Consider the following 18,056-nt stretch of genomic DNA (forward strand, 5'->3'; position numbering starts at 1 on the left):
GAGTGGGCGTACGCTGTGTATCGGGCGGACGGCAAGCAGTGTTGAACGGCTCTGAGCGCTCTATCGCTACACGCCGCGCTTAGGAGATGTAGGGCCAGTAGCGCCCGTGTTACCTTGAGGTCCAGTGGCACCGGTAGCGCCCGTGTTACCTCGAGGTCCAGTGGCACCGGTAGCGCCAGTAGCGCCCGTGTTACCTCGAGGTCCAGTGGCACCGGTAGCGCCGGTAGCACCCGTGTTACCTTGAGGTCCAGTGGCACCGGTAGCGCCCGTGTTACCTCGAGGTCCGGTAGCGCCAGTAGCGCCAGTAGCGCCAGTAGCGCCCGTGTTACCTCGAGGTCCGGTAGCACCAGTAGCGCCTGCTGGTCCAGTAGGTCCGGTAGGTCCTTGAATGAACGAAGCAGAATTAACTAGAGCAGTTTGTAATGCTGCTATTAATTTAAGAAGCTCTTGAAGTGTGCAAGGGTCAATTCGGAATAATTTTGTAATGTATAGTAAATAGTTAATGAGATTTTGAAGCTCAATAAATACAGCGCTTGCTACAAAGGTTGGATTTCTTAATATAGTTATTAAGTTTTTAATAATAGCTAACCCTTGTGCTTTCAGGGAGGAAGTAGCGTCTAGTGAACAAATAAAATTACTTAGTAGGTTCAATGTATCGATTAGATCTTCAATATTTTGGGGAGATGGATTTGCAAAAAGTGTTGGGATTATTTTTGTTAAATCAATAATAATCGCACGAAATGTTCTAAGTTGAGCTTTAGTAATTGGGATTGATGGAGTATTTGGGATTCGTCCAGCGCTACTTGGAAAGCATGGTTTGGAGAATTTGTTTTGATTGTCGTTATAACGAGACATTAAATCTCTCCTTTCTCACGAAAATGTGAACGAAACTCATCATAGTAGATGCAGAAATTAGTTAAATGGTCATAGTAAAATCGTTTGTTTAAAGAAAAAATAGAAAAAACGCCTTACAATAAGGCGTTTTTTCTATTTTCTGCGTATTGATAATATCGCTTTAATGAAATTTTTGATTTGAATCCAGCGAGTTTTATAATTTCTGATTCAGGAGTTTCTTTTTTTATTAAGTTTAAAATATAGGTGTTACGAAAATGTTGTCCTGAAATTCCTTTACGTAAATTGGCTCTAGCCACTTCGAGGCGAATCATTTTTTGTATAGCAATTTCCGTTAATGCCTTTGGTGCATCATTTTCATATACCCACCTGTATGTTCCGCGGTTAAAATCAAATGCGACAAACAATGAATCATCACTATGATACTTAGGACGAACTGGTTCTGGGATACTTTTGTAATAATTATATAGTTGTTTTTTGTCTTCTTTTGCTAATGTAATTGTTCTTTCTACACCTGCGGTTGCTGGGATTGACAATGTGTTAGTTTCAAAGTGAACGTGATGCATTGTTAATGCTGTAAGTTCCTGTAAGGATAAACCGTAGTCGATCAATAGATTTAAAATAGCAATATTGCGATCCATTAATAAAGGGCGCACAGGAAGTTGTTTTTCTGAAAGTCCTTCTAATGAAGTGACTATATACTTTAATCTTTTTTCTTCATCAGGTGAAATGAAATCTTCGTTACGAAGTGTACGGTCTGGTTGAATAGATATTTCCATATTCTTCAATGGATTGGGAATGTTTAGAAAGTGATGCATTCTATTTAATACAGTAAATACACGATGCATCGTTTTTTCTGAGTAATGTCGATTCGTTTTTAAATCGGAAAAGTAATCTTCGTAGTCTTTTGTACAAAGTGTAGCCCATATATTACTGGAAGGGAGCTTTTTGTTTTTTTCTAACCAATGTCCGAAGTCTTCAACGTCATAAACATAACGTTTAATAGTTGAGGGTTTTCGGCCTTTATTCAATAAAAAAATAGAAAAGGCTTGTATTGTATCATGGAATTCCGTTGTCTCCATAGTCCCACCACCTTAATTATTTCTTATATTATAGCAAACTTTTCTGAAAATAGGCATTTACAAGGGGGACAGGAATAATAATATTTGGTGAGTGGATAAAGTGAAACTATAATCAGTGGGGATTTTGTTCATCCTCTGCGATTATTAGTTGAACCAATCGGGCATTTACGGGCGGTTATCTCCCGCTTAAATACCAAACGTTTGCTGAATGTCGAGGTGGGAGTCTTACTGCTCGCAAATAGCGGGATAAAATGAGGTGATTGTATGGAACAATCGATGCGAAAGAAAAACAACAATCAAATTAATATTGTGTTAAACCATCGAAAGAAAATTTCTTTGCCAGCCGCAGAAAATAAAACGGTAATTTCAAATGAAACTACAATTAAACATGAAATGCTGCAGAGAATTGAAGAAGAGATGGGGAAGCTTGTTGGGATGGATGATATAAAAAAGATAATAAAAGAAATATATGCTTGGATTTATGTGAATAAAAAAAGACAAGAGAAGGGATTGAAGTCTGAGAAGCAAGTGCTTCATATGCTGTTTAAAGGGAATCCGGGTACAGGGAAGACAACTGTTGCTAGAATGATAGGAAAATTGCTGTTTGAGATGAATATTCTATCGAAAGGCCACTTGGTTGAAGCTGAACGTGCTGATCTTGTAGGAGAGTACATCGGCCATACAGCTCAAAAAACAAGAGACTTAATAAAAAAAGCAATGGGAGGTATTTTGTTTATTGATGAGGCGTATTCTTTAGCTCGAGGAGGAGAGAAGGACTTTGGAAAAGAAGCAATTGATACGCTTGTAAAACATATGGAAGATAAACAACATGGTTTTGTATTGATTTTAGCTGGATATTCAAGAGAGATGAATCACTTTCTTTCATTAAATCCAGGGCTGCAATCTCGTTTTCCATTTATTATTGAATTTGCGGATTACTCGGTAAATCAGCTATTGGAAATTGGAAAGAGAATGTATGAAGATCGTGAATATCAGTTATCAAAAGAAGCTGAATGGAAATTTAGGGATCATTTACATGCGGTGAAGTATTCGTCGCAAATTACATCATTTAGTAATGGGCGGTATGTACGGAATATTGTTGAAAAATCAATTCGTACACAGGCGATGCGGTTGTTGCAAGAAGATACGTATGATAAAAATGATTTAATTGGAATATCGAGTATGGATTTGATGCTCGAAGAGGAGACGCACAGTACATAAACTGTGCGTCTATTTTTGTGTATAAGTTCGTTTACTCTTTTTTTGCTTTTTCTTGGTGCGCTTTATGGAAGCGTTCCATTTTAGCGCTCTTTTCGTGTGCTGAATTAGGGTCGTGTCCAAATTGGTTTACTGAACTTTTTTGAGCTCCTTTATTAACGTGGTTTGTCATTTGTATTCACCTCACTTTAAAAATTAGTATAAACATTATATAAAGAAAAAATCGTTAGAAAAGAAAAACCTCTTTACGATATGTAAAGAGGTTAGATTGCTATTTATGCATTGAACGTTCTTTCGTTTCGATACGTCTGTGCGGTAAATGCCATTTGTAATGAATAGAAACCATGCGGAAGCAAACAATTAAAATAAATAAAATGTAAAGGGCCCAATCGCTAACAATAATTTGAGCGCCAATTAAGAAACCTGCTAAAATTGTCCAAAAGGCATATACTTCAGCTCGAAGAACGAGAGGTTTTCTGCGGGCTAAAAGGTCGCGAATGATACCGCCGCCGATACCAGTTAAAACAGCTGCCACGATTGTGGCACTAATTGGTAAATTTAATTTTTGAGCATATAATGCTCCTTGTACAGCAAATGCTGATAAGCCGATAGCGTCAGTGATATTTTCCCACTTTTTCCAATGTCTAATTAACTTATTTGGAAAAAGAAAAATAATAGTCATTGATAAAAGTGCGATTTGGAATAACATGTCTTGTTGCCAAAACGCGACAATCGGATAACCGATTAATAAATTACGAAGGGCACCTCCCCCAAATGCGGTTGCCATTCCTAAAATATACACCCCGAAAATATCATAATCCTCTTCCATTGCAACAATGGCTCCGCTTAGTGCGAAAGCGATTGTGCCTATGATGCTAAAAATCTCCCATGCCATGAATTTTCTCCCCCGCTAACTAGATGAAATGTGCTTCCTCTGCTATTATATTAGAAGGTTTAAATTTCGAAAAGGATGAGTGAACATATTTGATGGAAGAAAAAGAAAAAGTCATATTAGTAGGCTGTCAATTGCCGCAAGATGATGATGAAAAATTTATGCATTCCATGAAAGAGCTTGCATCACTAGCTAAGACTGCGAGAGCGGAAGTGTTAGTTTCAACAACGCAAAAACGACCGAAGTTTCATCCGGCAACTTACATAGGTAAAGGGAAATTAGAAGAGCTTACAATGCTAACTGAAGAATTAGAGCCGGATGTTATTATATTTAATAATGAATTAACGCCGAGTCAAATTCGGAATTTATCCTCAGTATTAGATGCGAGAGTAATTGATCGAACGCAACTAATACTAGATATTTTTGCGCAACGTGCGAAGTCGAGGGAAGGTAAGCTTCAAGTAGAATTAGCTCAGTTGCAATATACAATGCCACGTCTTATGGGGCAAGGGGTGTCCTTATCACGTCTTGGTGGTGGTATTGGAACGAGAGGACCGGGTGAGACGAAACTTGAGACGGATCGTCGTCATATTCGATCGCGTATTGATGAAATAAAGAAACAACTTGCAGTTGTTGTGGAACACCGAAAAAGATATCGTGAGAGAAGAAAAGACAATAAAGTATTTCAAATTTCATTAATAGGCTATACAAATGCAGGGAAATCGACACTGTTTAATAGATTAACGGAAGCTAATACGTTTGAAGAAAACCTTCTGTTTGCAACACTAGACCCAACGACGAGGAAGATGCCCCTACCTTCTGGTTATACAGTATTACTAACTGATACTGTTGGTTTTATACAAGATTTACCCACTTCATTAATTGCTGCTTTTCGTTCAACACTGGAAGAAGCGGGGGAAGCAGATGTTATTTTACATGTAGTTGATTCTGCGGATCCTAACTACATAGGGCATGAAAAAACAGTAAAACGATTATTATCAGAACTTGAAATTAATCATATTCCTATTATTACGTTATATAATAAAAAAGATGAATTACATCAAAACTTTATTCCGTTTCCGAAAAGTGATTTCTTAATGACTAGTGCTTTTGAAGAAAGTGATTTATTGCGTATAAAAGAAGCGATAGAAATGAAAATGAAGAAAGAAATGGATCGTTATCGAGTAGAAATCCCTCCGAGTGAAGGTAAGTTATTAACGCTTTTAAAGACGGAAACGCTATTAGCAAAGATGGAGTTTCTGGAAGATAAATTTGTATATGATTGTGCAGGGTATATTTTTACTCATTCATCGCTTAATGTGCAATTAAAGAGATTTTTAGTGGAAGAAGGAGAAAATAAAAATGTTTGATCGTTTGAAAAATGGAGAAAAAATTGCTCCAATCGTAAAAGAAGTAGAGAATCAGATTACAGAAGTACATAAACGTGCGGATGAAGTAATTGAAAGTAATCAGTTTCGTGTATTAGAAAGTTTTCGTAAACATAAAATTAGTGACTCGCATTTTATCCCGACGACAGGTTATGGTTATGATGATATTGGCCGTGATACGTTAGAAAAAGTGTATGCTGATGTATTTGGGGCGGAAGCTGGACTTGTTCGTCCGCAAATTATTTCAGGTACTCACGCTATTTCTACAGCGTTATTCGGTATTTTACGTCCAGGAGATGAGTTATTGTACATTACTGGGAAACCGTATGATACGTTAGAGGAAATCGTTGGTGTGCGTGGGAAAGGTGTAGGTTCATTTAAAGAATATAATATTGGTTACAATGCAGTTCCGCTAACTGAAGGTGGGCTTGTTGATTTTGAAGCTGTTGCAGCAGCGATTCATAGTAATACGAAAATGATCGGTATTCAGCGCTCGAAAGGTTATGCTACTCGTCCATCGTTTACTATTTCTCAAATTAAAGAGATGATCGCGTTTGTTAAAGAAATTAAACCTGATGTTGTTGTGTTTGTAGATAATTGTTATGGGGAGTTTATTGAAGAGCAAGAGCCGTGTCATGTTGGTGCAGATTTAATGGCGGGTTCGCTTATTAAAAACCCAGGCGGGGGAATTGTAAAAACTGGTGGTTACATTGTCGGTAAAGAACAGTATGTTGAAGCGTGTGCATATCGTTTAACATCTCCGGGAATTGGTGCGGAAGCTGGAGCGTCTTTATACAGTCTGCAAGAAATGTATCAAGGGTTCTTCTTAGCGCCACATGTTGCAGGACAAGCGCTGAAAGGTGCAATTTTTACAGCTGCGTTTTTAGAAAAGTTAGGAATGAACACGTCACCAGCGTGGAATGCACCAAGAACAGACTTAATTCAATCTGTTCAATTTGATGATAAAGACCGTATGGTTGCCTTCTGTCAAGCGATTCAATATGCATCTCCAATTAATTCGCATTTTACTCCGTATGCAAACTATATGCCAGGTTATGAAGATGATGTAATTATGGCGGCGGGAACATTTATTCAAGGTGCAAGTATTGAATTGTCTGCTGATGGTCCGATTAGACCACCGTATGTTGCATATGTGCAAGGTGGATTAACGTATTCGCATGTTAAAATTGCGATTTGTTCTGCGATTGATGAATTGATTGAAAAGAATTTATTAACAATTTCTTAAAGGGGAGCTGTCGATATCGGCAGCTTTTTTCGTATAAAAGTAACGATTTATGCGATTAGAAAAAAGAATGAAAAAATTTATAAAAAAATCATGTAAGAAAAGCTAACATCTATTGACACTAAACATAACATGTTATAAAATGAGAAGCAGTTAAGGCGAAGGAGGAACTGAAAAATGAAAGAAGATAGACGTTCTGCCCCGCTGTTTCCAATTGGTATTGTTATGGATTTAACACAATTGTCTGCACGTCAAATTCGCTACTATGAAGAGCATAATCTTGTTTCTCCAACCCGTACAAAGGGGAATCGTAGATTATTTTCATTTAACGATGTAGATAAGTTGTTAGAGATTAAAGATTTGTTAGATCAAGGCTTGAATATGGCTGGTATTAAGCAAGTGTTACTAATGAAAGAAAATCAAACAGAAGCAGTGAAAGTAAAAGAAGAAACGAAAGAAATTTCAAAAACTGAGCTTCGCAAAATACTTCGAGATGAACTACAACATACAGGTAGATTCAATCGAACTTCATTGCGACAAGGTGACATTTCAAGATTTTTTCACTAAAGATAACTGATTCTGAAGGCGATTAGAGGGACTAAGGAGGAATTTATAATGTCTAGATACACAAAAGAAGATATTTTCCGTTTGGCGAAAGAAGAGAATGTAAAGTATATCCGTTTACAATTTACGGACCTTTTAGGGGTAATTAAAAACGTAGAGATTCCAGTGAGACAATTAACGAAAGCTCTTGATAACAAAATGATGTTTGATGGATCTTCGATTGAAGGTTTCGTACGTATTGAAGAATCTGATATGTATTTATATCCTGATTTAGACACTTGGGTAATTTTCCCTTGGACAGCTGAAAAAGGTAAAGTAGCTCGACTAATCTGTGATATTTACAATGCAGATGGCACTCCATTTGATGGAGACCCACGTAACAACTTAAAACGTGTGTTAAAAGAAATGGAAGCTTTAGGATTTTCAGACTTCAATCTTGGACCAGAGCCAGAATTCTTCCTATTTAAGGTTGATGAAAAAGGAAATCCAACATTAGAATTAAACGATAACGGTGGATACTTCGACCTTGCGCCGATGGATCTAGGGGAAAACTGTCGTCGTGATATCGTTCTTGAACTTGAAGAAATGGGATTTGAAATTGAAGCATCTCACCATGAGGTTGCTCCAGGGCAGCACGAAATTGACTTTAAATATGCAAATGCAATTCGCTCATGTGATGACATTCAAACATTCAAACTTGTTGTAAAAACAATTGCTCGTAAACATGGTTTACACGCAACGTTTATGCCAAAACCACTATACGGTGTGAACGGTTCAGGTATGCACTGTAACTTATCATTATTTAAAAATGGTGAGAACGTATTCTTTGATGCAAACGGTGACTTACAATTAAGTGATGATGCTCGTCACTTCATCGCAGGTATTTTAAAACATGCACCAGCATTTACAGCGATAGCAAACCCAACTGTAAACTCATACAAACGTCTAGTACCTGGATATGAAGCACCTTGTTACGTAGCATGGTCTGCACAAAACCGTAGCCCGTTAGTACGTATCCCTGCATCTCGTGGTATTAGTACACGCGTAGAAGTACGTAGTGTTGACCCAGCTGCAAACCCATATTTAGTAATGGCTACATTATTAGCTGCAGGTCTTGATGGAATTAAAAACAAATTAACTCCACCAGCTGCAGTAGACCGTAACATCTATGTAATGACAAAAGAAGAGCGCGAAGAAGCAGGTATCGTTGACTTACCAGCAACATTAGCGCAAGCGTTAGTTACATTACAATCTAATGAAGTAGTATGCGGTGCACTAGGAGAACACTTACTTGAGCACTTCATCGAAGCGAAAGAGATTGAGTGGGATATCTTTAGAACACAAGTTCACCAATGGGAACGCGATCAATATATGTCTCTTTACTAAGAGGCTTGAACCCTTGATACAACTCGTATCAAGGGTTTTTAATTCCCTATTATTACAATTTTATATGGTTGCAAAATGAAAAAGCCTTGATACTACGGTATCAGGGCTTTTTTAGTGAAGTTATTGGATATGTTAACTACTAGATAATGGATTGTTTTTGGTTATTTTGAATCATGTTACTAAGAAAATCTTTTCAAAAGAATTGATCTTATCTTTTTTAATCACTTGTGCTATAACTTAATAATTCTTTACTGCCTTGTACAACGCGAGCGATGATTTTTATGTCCTCATCTGCAAGGCTATAAGTTTGTGGCTTGTGAATCAGATTATTACTCAATGATATTAACGTAATGATGCTCAGTTATAACACAGTCTTATTCAGAATTTCGTTAGTTCATTTTCTAAATTTAGGGAATAAATATAGCTTAGTACCTTGCAATAAATAATACTAAGTGGTATATTATGGATAAATCAGGTACCGTGTATTGAATAGTACTAAGATAGGGAAGGAGGATGGCACTTGAACGTTCAGTTTAAAAAAGGTGTGCTTGAACTTTGTGTATTAGCACTTGTAAAACGTAAAGATAGTTACGGTTATGAACTTGTTCAGCAAATCTCTAATAAATTTTTAATATCGGAAGGATCAGTATACCCTTTATTACGTCGTTTGACGAAAGAAGGGTATTTTCAAACGTATTTAAAGGAATCTACGGAAGGGCCACCTCGTAAATATTATCAATTAACAGAGCAAGGGGAGACGCAATTTCATTTGTTAGTAACAGAATGGCGTGATTTTGCGAAAGGGGTACAAGAAATTATTGAAGGGGTGGAATGGGATGAGTAAAGAAGGGTTTCTTAAAGAATTATTAAGTTATCTTAGAAAGTTACCAGAGGAAGAGAGGCAAGATATTTTATTGGATTATGAAGAGCACTTTCAGTTTGGACTAGAAGAGGGGAAAACTGAATCAGAAATAATTCAGGGCCTTGGTTCTCCGAAAGTAATCGCAAAAGAGTTACTTGCGATGTATCGCTTCGATGAAATGAAAAAAAATCCATCGACTTCAAATGTGACAAGAGCTGTTATGGCAGCGATTGGACTTAGTTTGTTTAATTTTATTATTGTGTTAGGCCCGTTAGTCGCAATTGTTGCTTTTATATTTTCTTTTTGGATTGGTGGTATTGCTAGTGTAGTAACACCATTTTTCGTTATTGGAAAAGTGTTTATGGGTACTTTTATATGGTTGGATCTTTTCGTTAGTATAACGTTTGTTGGAGTAGGTTTATTGTTATGTATTATCGCTTTTTATAGTACAAAGTGGTTTAAGAGATTGTGTGTACGATATGTAATATGGAACTTCAAAATGATAAAAGGAGAGTAAATGATGAAAAAACTATTTTTAATCGCTATCGCTTGTATCATTATTGGAGTAATAGGAATTTCCCAAACATATGAAAAAGCAGTACAAACTGCTGAAAAAGGCGATAAAGAAGATGTAATTAAAAACGAAACATTAAAAAATATAGAAGTTAAGTTAGATGCCGGAGATATTGTTATCCAAAAATCTCCTGATTCTTCTTTTTATGTAAAGCAATCAGGAGATGTACGTAAACAAGAGATTCGTATTGCAGAAGATGGTGACACATTAAAAATTATTGGGGAAAGAGAAAAAGGTGCTTCATTTGATTTTTCTTTTTATGATTTTAGGTTTCAAACGTCTAAATTGACTCTCCTTGTGCCCGAACGCTCTTATCAAGATGTAAAAGTAAATTCATCTGCTGGACAAATCGAAATGAGTGATGTGAAAAGTGATAGCGTAAGTGTTAGAACACTTGCTGGAGAAGTAGAGTTGAAACAAGTAACGGCTAAGAATGTGGAGGGATCGACAAAAGCTGGTGAGGTGAACTTTAAGAAGGTATTAGGGAAAGTGACCGCAAAAACAACAAGTGGGGAAATAAATATTCAAGATCATGATTCTAAGTATAATCTAGAAGCAAGTTCAACTGCGGGAGATATAGATATTACTTTATCGGAAAAACCACAAGATGCGGTAATTACTGGGCAAAGTGCTGCCGGAGATGTAACAATTTTTAATGAAGAAAATAATAACGTAACAATTGGCACTGGTAGTAAAAAGATTAGCGGTAAAACGGCTGCGGGAGATGTGACGATTGAAACTCGTTAATAAGAAATAGAATGTATGGAAATCTATCAAAATACAAAAAAAGAAGATAATTACCGTATATAAATAAGGTAATTATCTTCTTTTTATTATTTTTAATGTAAATCACGATATACGCCAATTACTTTCCCGATAACTGACACTTGTTTTAAAATGATAGGTTCTAATGAAGAGTTTTCTGGTTGTAGACGGAAATGGTCTTTTTCTTTATAGAAACGTTTAACAGTTGCTTCGTTATCTTCTGTTAAAGCGACTACAATTTCACCATTATATGCAGACTGTTGTTGGCGAACAACAACTAAATCTCCATCGAAAATACCAGCTTCAATCATACTATCTCCAGAAATACGTAACATGAACACTTGGTCTGCTCCAGCAACAATACTAGCTGGAAGTGGGAAATGTTCCTCTACGCTTTCAACCGCTGTAATTGGTAAACCGGCAGTAACTTTTCCGACAATTGGAACTTGAATAACAGATTGTGTTTCCGTATCCATTCGGTCTTCACCTAAAATTTCAATGGCACGTGGTTTTGTTGGATCGCGTCGAATGTATCCTTTTTCTTCTAATCGTGATAAATGTCCGTGCACTGTAGAACTAGAAGCGAGGCCGACTGCTTGCCCAATTTCACGTACGGAAGGTGGATATCCTTTTTCTTGTACTTTTAGCTTAATAAAGTCGAGAATGTCTTGCTGGCGTTTCGTTAACTTTTCCATGTTTTCTAACACCTCGTTTTCTTTCATTTTTCTTATTAATAAGTATAACATGTGAAAAAACATTCTACAAACATAAGTTCGAACAAATGGCGGATTTATGTTACACTATAGGGAAATAATAGGGAGAAAGAGGGGTTCAAAATGAATGCAATTATTTATGCACGTGTGAGTACAACGAAAGAAGCGCAAGAAACATCATTATTACGGCAAAAAGATGAATTATTGCATTTAGCTGAGCGCTATCAAATGAATGTTACTAAGGTGATTGAAGAGCAGGCTAGTGGATATACAATTGAACGTGACGGTATATTAGAGGTGTTGGATACAATTCGAGACGAACAAATTGATGTGTTACTTATACAAGATGAAACGCGCCTTGGTAGAGGAAATGCGAAGATCGCATTAATGCATTGTTTACATAAAGAAGGCATAAAAGTATATACGCATACACATAATGGTGAATTACAATTGTCGGATTCTGATTCGATGGTATTAGATATTATTGGTATTGTTGAAGAATATCAAAGAAAGATTCATAATTTGAAAATTAAACGAGGTATGCAACGTGCAGTAGAAAAAGGTTATCGTCCAGAAAATAATTTAAAAAATCGTCATTTAAGTGTAGGAAGAGAGAAAAAAGAAGTGCCAATTGAGGAAATTGTACGTTTGCGAAAAAGTGAACTCACGTTTGAAGAAATTGCAGCAACATTACGTGGATTTGGTCATAATGTTTCAAAGGCGACTGTACATCGTAGATATGTAGAGTATACAAAGCAATTGCTTGATAAAGAAGAGTAACTATTGTATGATAATAATCAGTTTTGATTAGAAGGGGGATTCGAGATGATTAATCACGAACTCGTTGAACGCATTAACTTCTTAGCGAAAAAAGCAAAAGCTGAAGGTTTAACTGAAGAAGAGCAACGTGAGCGTCAATCGCTACGTGAACAATATTTAAAAGGATTTCGTCAAAATATGTTAAACGAACTTAAAGGAATTAAAGTTGTTAACGAAGAAGGTACAGATGTTACACCGACGAAATTAAAAGCTTTAAAAAAGCAAGATAATGCAAAATTAAATTAAAAGATGGGCGAAGCCCATCTTTTTTTATTTGTAAAAATCGTTATTTAATAACTTTCCAGTTGTTATTAACTGTTGCTTCTATCGTTTTATGTTCCAATATATAATTAGCGATAAGTTCAGACATATCTGTGGGTATATCTTTTACTACCGGTTTGTTTTGAAACATAAAGAAATTTCCCCCGCCACTTGCACGATAATTATTCATTACAACTTCATATTCTTCATTCATATTAAGAGGTGCACTGTTATGCTGTAAAGATTCTACTCTTTCACCAATTGGTTTTGAAATGTTTAATACATATGAAATCCCTTCCCACATATCGTAATTATAATGTTGTGGTTTTGGTTCTATGTAGGTAGGACTTACGATGATGGATCCATCTGTTTTTAATGTGAAATAAGAAGCAGAGAGTTCAAGAGCGGCTTTTATATCAGCTCCAGTTATTCTAATTACTTTTAATGTGTTTGGATAAATATAATTAGAAACGATGTCACGCATTGTTACATGTTCCGGGAAACCTGGAGATGTATTATGGAACATACTTGTACAAGAAATTGATACCTTAGCTATATCCATCTGTATTTTATTTATGAATTCGATAAAAGGATGATCGTGCAAACGAGTTTGCATAGCATCTGAAATTTGCATGTCCCCCTGAATGATTCCAATAGGTTGATCAAGCCACTTTTGTGTTTTCTCTTCGTAATCGGCTACCAATGAAAGTACATCTTGGTCCGCTTCAATTCCTTGTACAGATAATAATTCAGAAGAGCTCTCTTTTTTCACCCATTTATGTTTCGTTTTTTCGAATGTTACTTTTACTTTTCCGACTGAGTGTCCATTGCATCCGGTCTGTAAAATTGTTACACCGTTAGCCATTGTGTGAGAAATTTCTCGGTGTTGATGACCTGTTAGTAAAAGATCTATGCCTTCAATTTCATGGCACATTGCATATCCTTGGTTTTCACCTGTTAACACTTCAGTAGGTTCCCCGGTTTGTAAATCTCTTTCAAATCCACCGTGATAGGCTACGACTAATAAATCGGGTTTCTCATGTTCGCGAATATAAGAAACCCATTTTTTTGTAGTCTTTAATGCATCTTCAAATAGTAAATCTTTAATGTGATGGGCCTGTTCCCAATTTGGGATGTAATGTGTTGTTACCCCTAAAATAGCGATTTTTATATTGGATTCAATCTGTTTGATTAAATAAGGTTTTCCGAAATAGGGTTTGTTTATGTTTTTATCTAATATGTTTGCTGATAGGTACGGGAAGTTCGCAGTAGTCACAGCATTATTTAATATATTCATCCCGTAATTAAATTCATGATTGCCGATAATTGCAGCGTCATATTGTAAGTAATTCGCTAATAAGGACATTGGATTTTTTTTGTTTTTTTCGTATGTAACGTAATGATAAGTAAATGGTGTTCCTTGAATAAAGTCGCCATTATCAATTAAAAGAACGTTTGTATTTTGGGAACGTTCTTTTTTTATAAGAGTAGAAATTTTAGCTAAACCAAGTTCTGCTGGGGAGTTATCTTGGTAGTGAATAGGATAAACAGTGCCATGTATATCGCTTGTTAATAAGATGTTTAAAGTTACAGTTTGATTTTGTTCCAATATGACTCACCTTTTCTATTGTTATCTTCCAATTAATCATATCAAATATGTGAAGTGAATTTTGATGTGAATGTATAGAATGTGTAAAGATTCTGTAAATAACCAATTGTGTATCAAAATATGTGATATATTTCTTCATGTTTACGGAAGGTTATTTTATAACAAGAAAAATGGAGGCATTAATATGTTGAAAAAAGTTTTTGCAATGAGTACAACAGTTGTACTAGCGGCCGGATTATTAAGTGGCTGCGGGACGAAAGAGTCCAGTGCAAGTAAAAATGAAGATACGAAAAAAGGTTATGTACCAAAGACCTTAAATGTTCAATTTGTTCCTTCTCAAAATGCGGATACGTTAGAGGCAAAGGCAAAACCATTGGAAAAGCTATTAAGCGATAAATTAAATATTCCGGTAAAAGTTAGTATTTCAACTAACTACAATACAATTGTAGAAGCGATGGCATCTAAACAAGTAGATGTAGGATTTTTACCGCCAACAGCGTACGTATTAGCACATGAAAAGAAGGCTGCAAATGTAATTTTGCAAGCACAACGTTTTGGAGTAGAGGATGAAACAGGAGCTCCTACAAAAGATTTAGTAGATTATTATAAATCTGAGTTTGTTGTTAAAAAAGACTCTAATATAAATAGTGTAAAAGATTTAAAAGGTAAAAAAATTGGTTATCAAGATGTAACATCATCAGCAGGATATGTATGGCCTGCAGCTGTTCTATTAAAAGAGGGAATTGATCCGCTAAAGGATGTGAAACCTGTTACATTAAAAGGGCATGATCAGTCACTTATTGCTCTTTTAAATGGTGATGTAGATGCAGCTGTTGTATTCCAAGATGCTCGTAATATTGTAAAAAAGGATTATCCGAATATATTTGATCAAACGAAAATAGTGAAATTTACTGAGAAAATTCCGAACGATACAATTTCTGTACGCTCGGATTTAGATGCAGAGTGGAGCAAGAAATTACAAGATGCTTTCATTGAAATTGGAAAAAATGAGGAAGGCCGTAAAATCATTAAAGAAGTATATTCTCATGAAGGATATATTAAATCTGATGATAGTAAATTTGATATTGTTCGTGAATATGGAAAGACAGTGAAGACGCAATAATACATAGTGAAATGGCGGCTAGCTGGAAGGTGTGAGATTTCAGTTAGTTTGCCGTTTTTTAGTTATTGATAATACATTGAAAGTAGGTAAGATGTGTGATAGAGTTTCGAAATGTTTCCAAAATGTATCCGAATGGCACAAAGGGATTGAATAATATAAATTTAAAGATTCAAAAAGGTGAGTTTATTGTAATGGTCGGATTATCCGGAGCTGGAAAATCTACACTTCTCAGATCCGTAAATCGTCTTCATGAGATTACCGAAGGAGAAATCATTATTGAAGGTGAGTCTATTACTTCTGCGAAAGGAAAAGGATTAAGGCGTATGCGCCGGGATATCGGTATGATCTTCCAAAGTTTTAACCTTGTAAAGCGATCAACAGTATTAAAAAATGTATTAGCTGGTCGTGTTGGATATCATTCCACATTACGTACAACGTTAGGTTTGTTTCCGAAAGAAGATGTGGAGCTCGCATTTCAAGCATTAAAAAGAGTGAATATTTTAGAAAAAGCATATGCGCGTGCTGATGAATTATCAGGAGGACAACAGCAACGTGTATCGATAGCTAGAGCATTGGCGCAAGAAGCAAAAATCATATTGGCAGATGAGCCTGTTGCATCGTTAGATCCACTTACGACAAAGCAAGTGCTAGATGATTTGAAAAAAATTAATGAAGATTTTGGAATCACGACAATTGTAAATTTACATTCTATTGATTTGGCTAGACAATATGCGACACGCATTATCGGATTACATGCAGGAGAAATTGTTTTTGACGGTTTAGTAGAAGAAGCAACGGATGAAAAATTTGCTGAAATTTATGGGGACGTTGCTCAGAAAAGCGAATTATTAGAGGTGGCAGTAAAATGAATGACGTGACGATATATTCAAATGAAATACCGAAGCCGCCGAGTAAATTGAAACATATGTTAACGTTTATTTTAGTTATTTTAATGCTGTGGAGTAGTAGTGTACAAGTAGATGCATCATTTTCAAAACTGGTGGACGGTTTTCCAAATATGGTAGATCTATTGAAAGAAATGGTGCCACCTGATTGGAGTTATTTTCAAGTAATTACAACAGCGATGTTAGATACAATACGTATGGCGATTATTGGGACGACCTTAGGAGCGATTTTAGCTATTCCACTTGCATTGTTTGCAGCAAGTAATGTGTTTACTAACACATTTTTATACAGTCTAGCTCGAATGATTTTAAATTTTATACGAACAATACCAGATTTATTATTGGCGGCTATTTTCGTAGCGATTTTTGGAATTGGGCCACTTCCAGGTATTTTGGCTCTTACTTTTTTTTCAATTGGACTTGTAGCGAAATTGTTGTATGAATCAATTGAATCAATTGACCCTGGCCCACTAGAAGCGATGACAGCTGTAGGGGCTACTAAGGTACAATGGATTGTTTATGGAGTCATTCCACAAGTAAAAGCACACTTTGTTTCCTATGTACTATATACATTTGAGGTGAATGTACGTGCAGCGGCTGTCCTAGGTTTAGTAGGAGCAGGTGGTATTGGACTATATTATGATCGTACACTTGGATTTTTACAATATCAACAAACTGCTTCTATAATTATCTATACCCTTATTGTTGTTTTGTTAATTGACTACATTAGTACATTGTTGCGGGAGAAACTATAATGAATAGAACGACGATGATTGTGCCAAAACCGAAGAAACCGAGTATATATCGCTGGATTATTTTAATAGCACTTACAGTTGTATATGTATGGGCCTTTTCAGGAGTACCATTAGAAGGGATAAAGGACACAGCAGGTGAAATCACGAAAGCAATTATGACAGGGATATTAAATCCAGACTGGTCGTATGTATCTTTGCCAGATGGTGAAGATTTATTACATGGATTAATTGATACGTTGGCAATTGCGATATTAGGTACATTTATTTCTGCATTTTTATCTGTTCCGTTTGCCTTTTGGGCGGCAACGAATATGAGTAGTGGAAAATTAACTTCAGGATCTGGGAAATTTGTACTTAGTTTTGTTCGTACGTTTCCTGAATTAGTTATGGCTCTTTTATTTATAAAAGCTGTTGGTCCAGGCTCTTTTGCAGGAGTATTAGCTTTAGGATTACATTCTATTGGAATGTTAGGGAAACTATATTCAGAAGGAATTGAAAACATAGATAAAGGACCGACGGAAGCGTTGCTAGCAACAGGAGCAAACCGTTTTCAAATACTTTGGTATGCAGTGTTACCACAAGTGTTACCAGATTTTCTATCGTATACGTTATACAGATTTGAAATTAATGTACGATCCGCTGCGATTTTAGGGGTTATTGGAGCGGGAGGGATTGGTACACCTTTAATTTTTGCGCTGAGTTCACGGAATTGGTCTCGTGTTGGGATTATTTTATTAGGTATTATTTTAATGGTAATTATAATTGATTTGATTTCAAGTTCGATTCGGAAACGGATTGTTTAACTTATTTGAAAAGCATCGAAGTTAGATGCTTTTTTATGTTTTTAAAAACGTATTTAAAAAAGTAAGAATAGAAGAAATTTGTATAAATATACAGATAATTCCCTTTCTTTTTAAAATAAAAATAATGAAAAAGTATGTCATATTGAATGCCCATACATTCCCGGAAACATTGATTTTTTTATAAAAAATCAAAAAAATATCAACATATTTGTCGATACATGTTGTATAATCTTGCGTGGGAA

At 35.9% G+C, this 18,056-nt stretch carries 19 protein-coding genes and 1 pseudogene; 14 read left to right on the forward strand and 6 right to left on the reverse strand.

Annotated elements, in window-relative coordinates:
• Positions 1-87: 87 nt before the first annotated feature.
• A pseudogene (locus H6481_RS16945) lies at positions 88-855 on the reverse strand (collagen-like repeat preface domain-containing protein); the annotation flags it as partial.
• A 113-nt stretch (positions 856-968) separates the two neighbouring features.
• Entirely contained in the window at positions 969-1,934 is a 966-nt protein-coding gene (locus tag H6481_RS16950) for a site-specific integrase (RefSeq protein ID WP_000450330.1), read from the reverse strand.
• A gap of 264 nt (positions 1,935-2,198) precedes the next feature.
• On the opposite strand from H6481_RS16950, the gene spoVK reads away from it, so the two are divergent.
• On the forward strand, positions 2,199-3,155 hold the full coding sequence (gene spoVK / locus H6481_RS16955) for a stage V sporulation protein K (RefSeq protein ID WP_000438177.1): 957 nt from the start codon (positions 2,199-2,201) through the stop codon (positions 3,153-3,155).
• Between the two features lie 31 nt (positions 3,156-3,186).
• Here the strand turns inward: spoVK and H6481_RS16960 are convergent, their stop codons facing one another.
• Positions 3,187-3,324, reverse strand: a complete 138-nt coding sequence (locus tag H6481_RS16960; RefSeq protein ID WP_000181505.1) for a hypothetical protein — start codon at positions 3,322-3,324, stop codon at positions 3,187-3,189.
• A 99-nt stretch (positions 3,325-3,423) separates the two neighbouring features.
• On the reverse strand, positions 3,424-4,047 hold the full coding sequence (locus H6481_RS16965) for a trimeric intracellular cation channel family protein (RefSeq protein WP_000312267.1): 624 nt from the start codon (positions 4,045-4,047) through the stop codon (positions 3,424-3,426).
• 92 nt (positions 4,048-4,139) lie between these two features.
• Here H6481_RS16965 and hflX point away from each other — a divergent pair, with 92 nt between their 5' ends.
• From hflX to H6481_RS17000, 7 genes are all read left to right on the forward strand, one after another.
• Positions 4,140-5,414: a GTPase HflX gene (hflX, locus tag H6481_RS16970; protein WP_182812452.1), complete on the forward strand. Its 1,275-nt coding sequence runs from the start codon at positions 4,140-4,142 to the stop codon at positions 5,412-5,414.
• Entirely contained in the window at positions 5,407-6,678 is a 1,272-nt protein-coding gene (locus tag H6481_RS16975) for a methionine gamma-lyase family protein (RefSeq protein WP_000460282.1), read from the forward strand. Before hflX ends, H6481_RS16975 begins: the two co-directional genes overlap by 8 nt.
• Positions 6,679-6,852: 174 nt before the next feature.
• Complete coding sequence (gene glnR / locus H6481_RS16980) at positions 6,853-7,242, forward strand: transcriptional repressor GlnR (RefSeq protein ID WP_000656783.1); 390 nt, start codon at positions 6,853-6,855, stop codon at positions 7,240-7,242.
• A 48-nt stretch (positions 7,243-7,290) separates the two neighbouring features.
• Positions 7,291-8,625, forward strand: a complete 1,335-nt coding sequence (glnA, locus tag H6481_RS16985) for a type I glutamate--ammonia ligase (RefSeq protein WP_000092763.1) — start codon at positions 7,291-7,293, stop codon at positions 8,623-8,625.
• A gap of 520 nt (positions 8,626-9,145) precedes the next feature.
• Positions 9,146-9,469 carry a PadR family transcriptional regulator gene (locus H6481_RS16990; protein WP_001102628.1) on the forward strand — a complete coding sequence of 108 codons (324 nt, stop codon included), beginning with the start codon at positions 9,146-9,148 and terminating at the stop codon, positions 9,467-9,469.
• Positions 9,462-10,004, forward strand: coding sequence for a DUF1700 domain-containing protein (locus tag H6481_RS16995; protein ID WP_023522791.1), 543 nt, complete (start codon positions 9,462-9,464; stop codon positions 10,002-10,004). Before H6481_RS16990 ends, H6481_RS16995 begins: the two co-directional genes overlap by 8 nt.
• Positions 10,005-10,808: a DUF4097 family beta strand repeat-containing protein gene (locus H6481_RS17000; protein ID WP_023522790.1), complete on the forward strand. Its 804-nt coding sequence runs from the start codon at positions 10,005-10,007 to the stop codon at positions 10,806-10,808.
• Positions 10,809-10,900: 92 nt separating this feature from the next.
• On the opposite strand, the gene lexA is transcribed toward H6481_RS17000, so the two are convergent.
• The gene (gene lexA, locus H6481_RS17005) at positions 10,901-11,521 is read right to left on the reverse strand and encodes a transcriptional repressor LexA (RefSeq protein ID WP_000413738.1); all 621 of its coding nucleotides are present in this window, start codon (positions 11,519-11,521) and stop codon (positions 10,901-10,903) included.
• Positions 11,522-11,662: 141 nt separating this feature from the next.
• Between lexA and H6481_RS17010 the strand changes: the two genes are divergently transcribed.
• The gene (locus tag H6481_RS17010; RefSeq protein ID WP_000991471.1) at positions 11,663-12,319 is read left to right on the forward strand and encodes a recombinase family protein; all 657 of its coding nucleotides are present in this window, start codon (positions 11,663-11,665) and stop codon (positions 12,317-12,319) included.
• Positions 12,320-12,364: 45 nt separating this feature from the next.
• Complete coding sequence (locus tag H6481_RS17015; RefSeq protein ID WP_000607015.1) at positions 12,365-12,604, forward strand: DUF896 domain-containing protein; 240 nt, start codon at positions 12,365-12,367, stop codon at positions 12,602-12,604.
• A gap of 40 nt (positions 12,605-12,644) precedes the next feature.
• Here H6481_RS17015 and H6481_RS17020 read toward each other — a convergent pair whose 3' ends face one another.
• On the reverse strand, positions 12,645-14,228 hold the full coding sequence (locus H6481_RS17020; protein ID WP_182812455.1) for a bifunctional metallophosphatase/5'-nucleotidase: 1,584 nt from the start codon (positions 14,226-14,228) through the stop codon (positions 12,645-12,647).
• A gap of 184 nt (positions 14,229-14,412) precedes the next feature.
• Here H6481_RS17020 and H6481_RS17025 point away from each other — a divergent pair, with 184 nt between their 5' ends.
• The 4 genes from H6481_RS17025 (at position 14,413) to phnE (H6481_RS17040) (ending at position 17,814) form a co-directional block, all read left to right on the forward strand.
• Positions 14,413-15,351: a phosphate/phosphite/phosphonate ABC transporter substrate-binding protein gene (locus H6481_RS17025; RefSeq protein WP_000915063.1), complete on the forward strand. Its 939-nt coding sequence runs from the start codon at positions 14,413-14,415 to the stop codon at positions 15,349-15,351.
• A gap of 95 nt (positions 15,352-15,446) precedes the next feature.
• Positions 15,447-16,220, forward strand: coding sequence for a phosphonate ABC transporter ATP-binding protein (gene phnC, locus H6481_RS17030; RefSeq protein ID WP_000569232.1), 774 nt, complete (start codon positions 15,447-15,449; stop codon positions 16,218-16,220).
• Complete coding sequence (phnE, locus tag H6481_RS17035) at positions 16,217-17,011, forward strand: phosphonate ABC transporter, permease protein PhnE (protein WP_001000774.1); 795 nt, start codon at positions 16,217-16,219, stop codon at positions 17,009-17,011. The genes phnC and phnE (H6481_RS17035) overlap by 4 nt, the downstream gene beginning before the upstream one ends.
• Positions 17,011-17,814 (forward strand): phosphonate ABC transporter, permease protein PhnE, encoded by an 804-nt coding sequence (phnE, locus tag H6481_RS17040; protein WP_001082388.1) that lies wholly within the window; start codon positions 17,011-17,013, stop codon positions 17,812-17,814. The genes phnE (H6481_RS17035) and phnE (H6481_RS17040) overlap by 1 nt, the downstream gene beginning before the upstream one ends.
• Positions 17,815-18,056 lie beyond the last annotated feature (242 nt).

This window comes from Bacillus sp. ME78 (assembly GCF_903970865.1).
Classification (GTDB): domain Bacteria; phylum Bacillota; class Bacilli; order Bacillales; family Bacillaceae_G; genus Bacillus_A; species Bacillus_A cereus.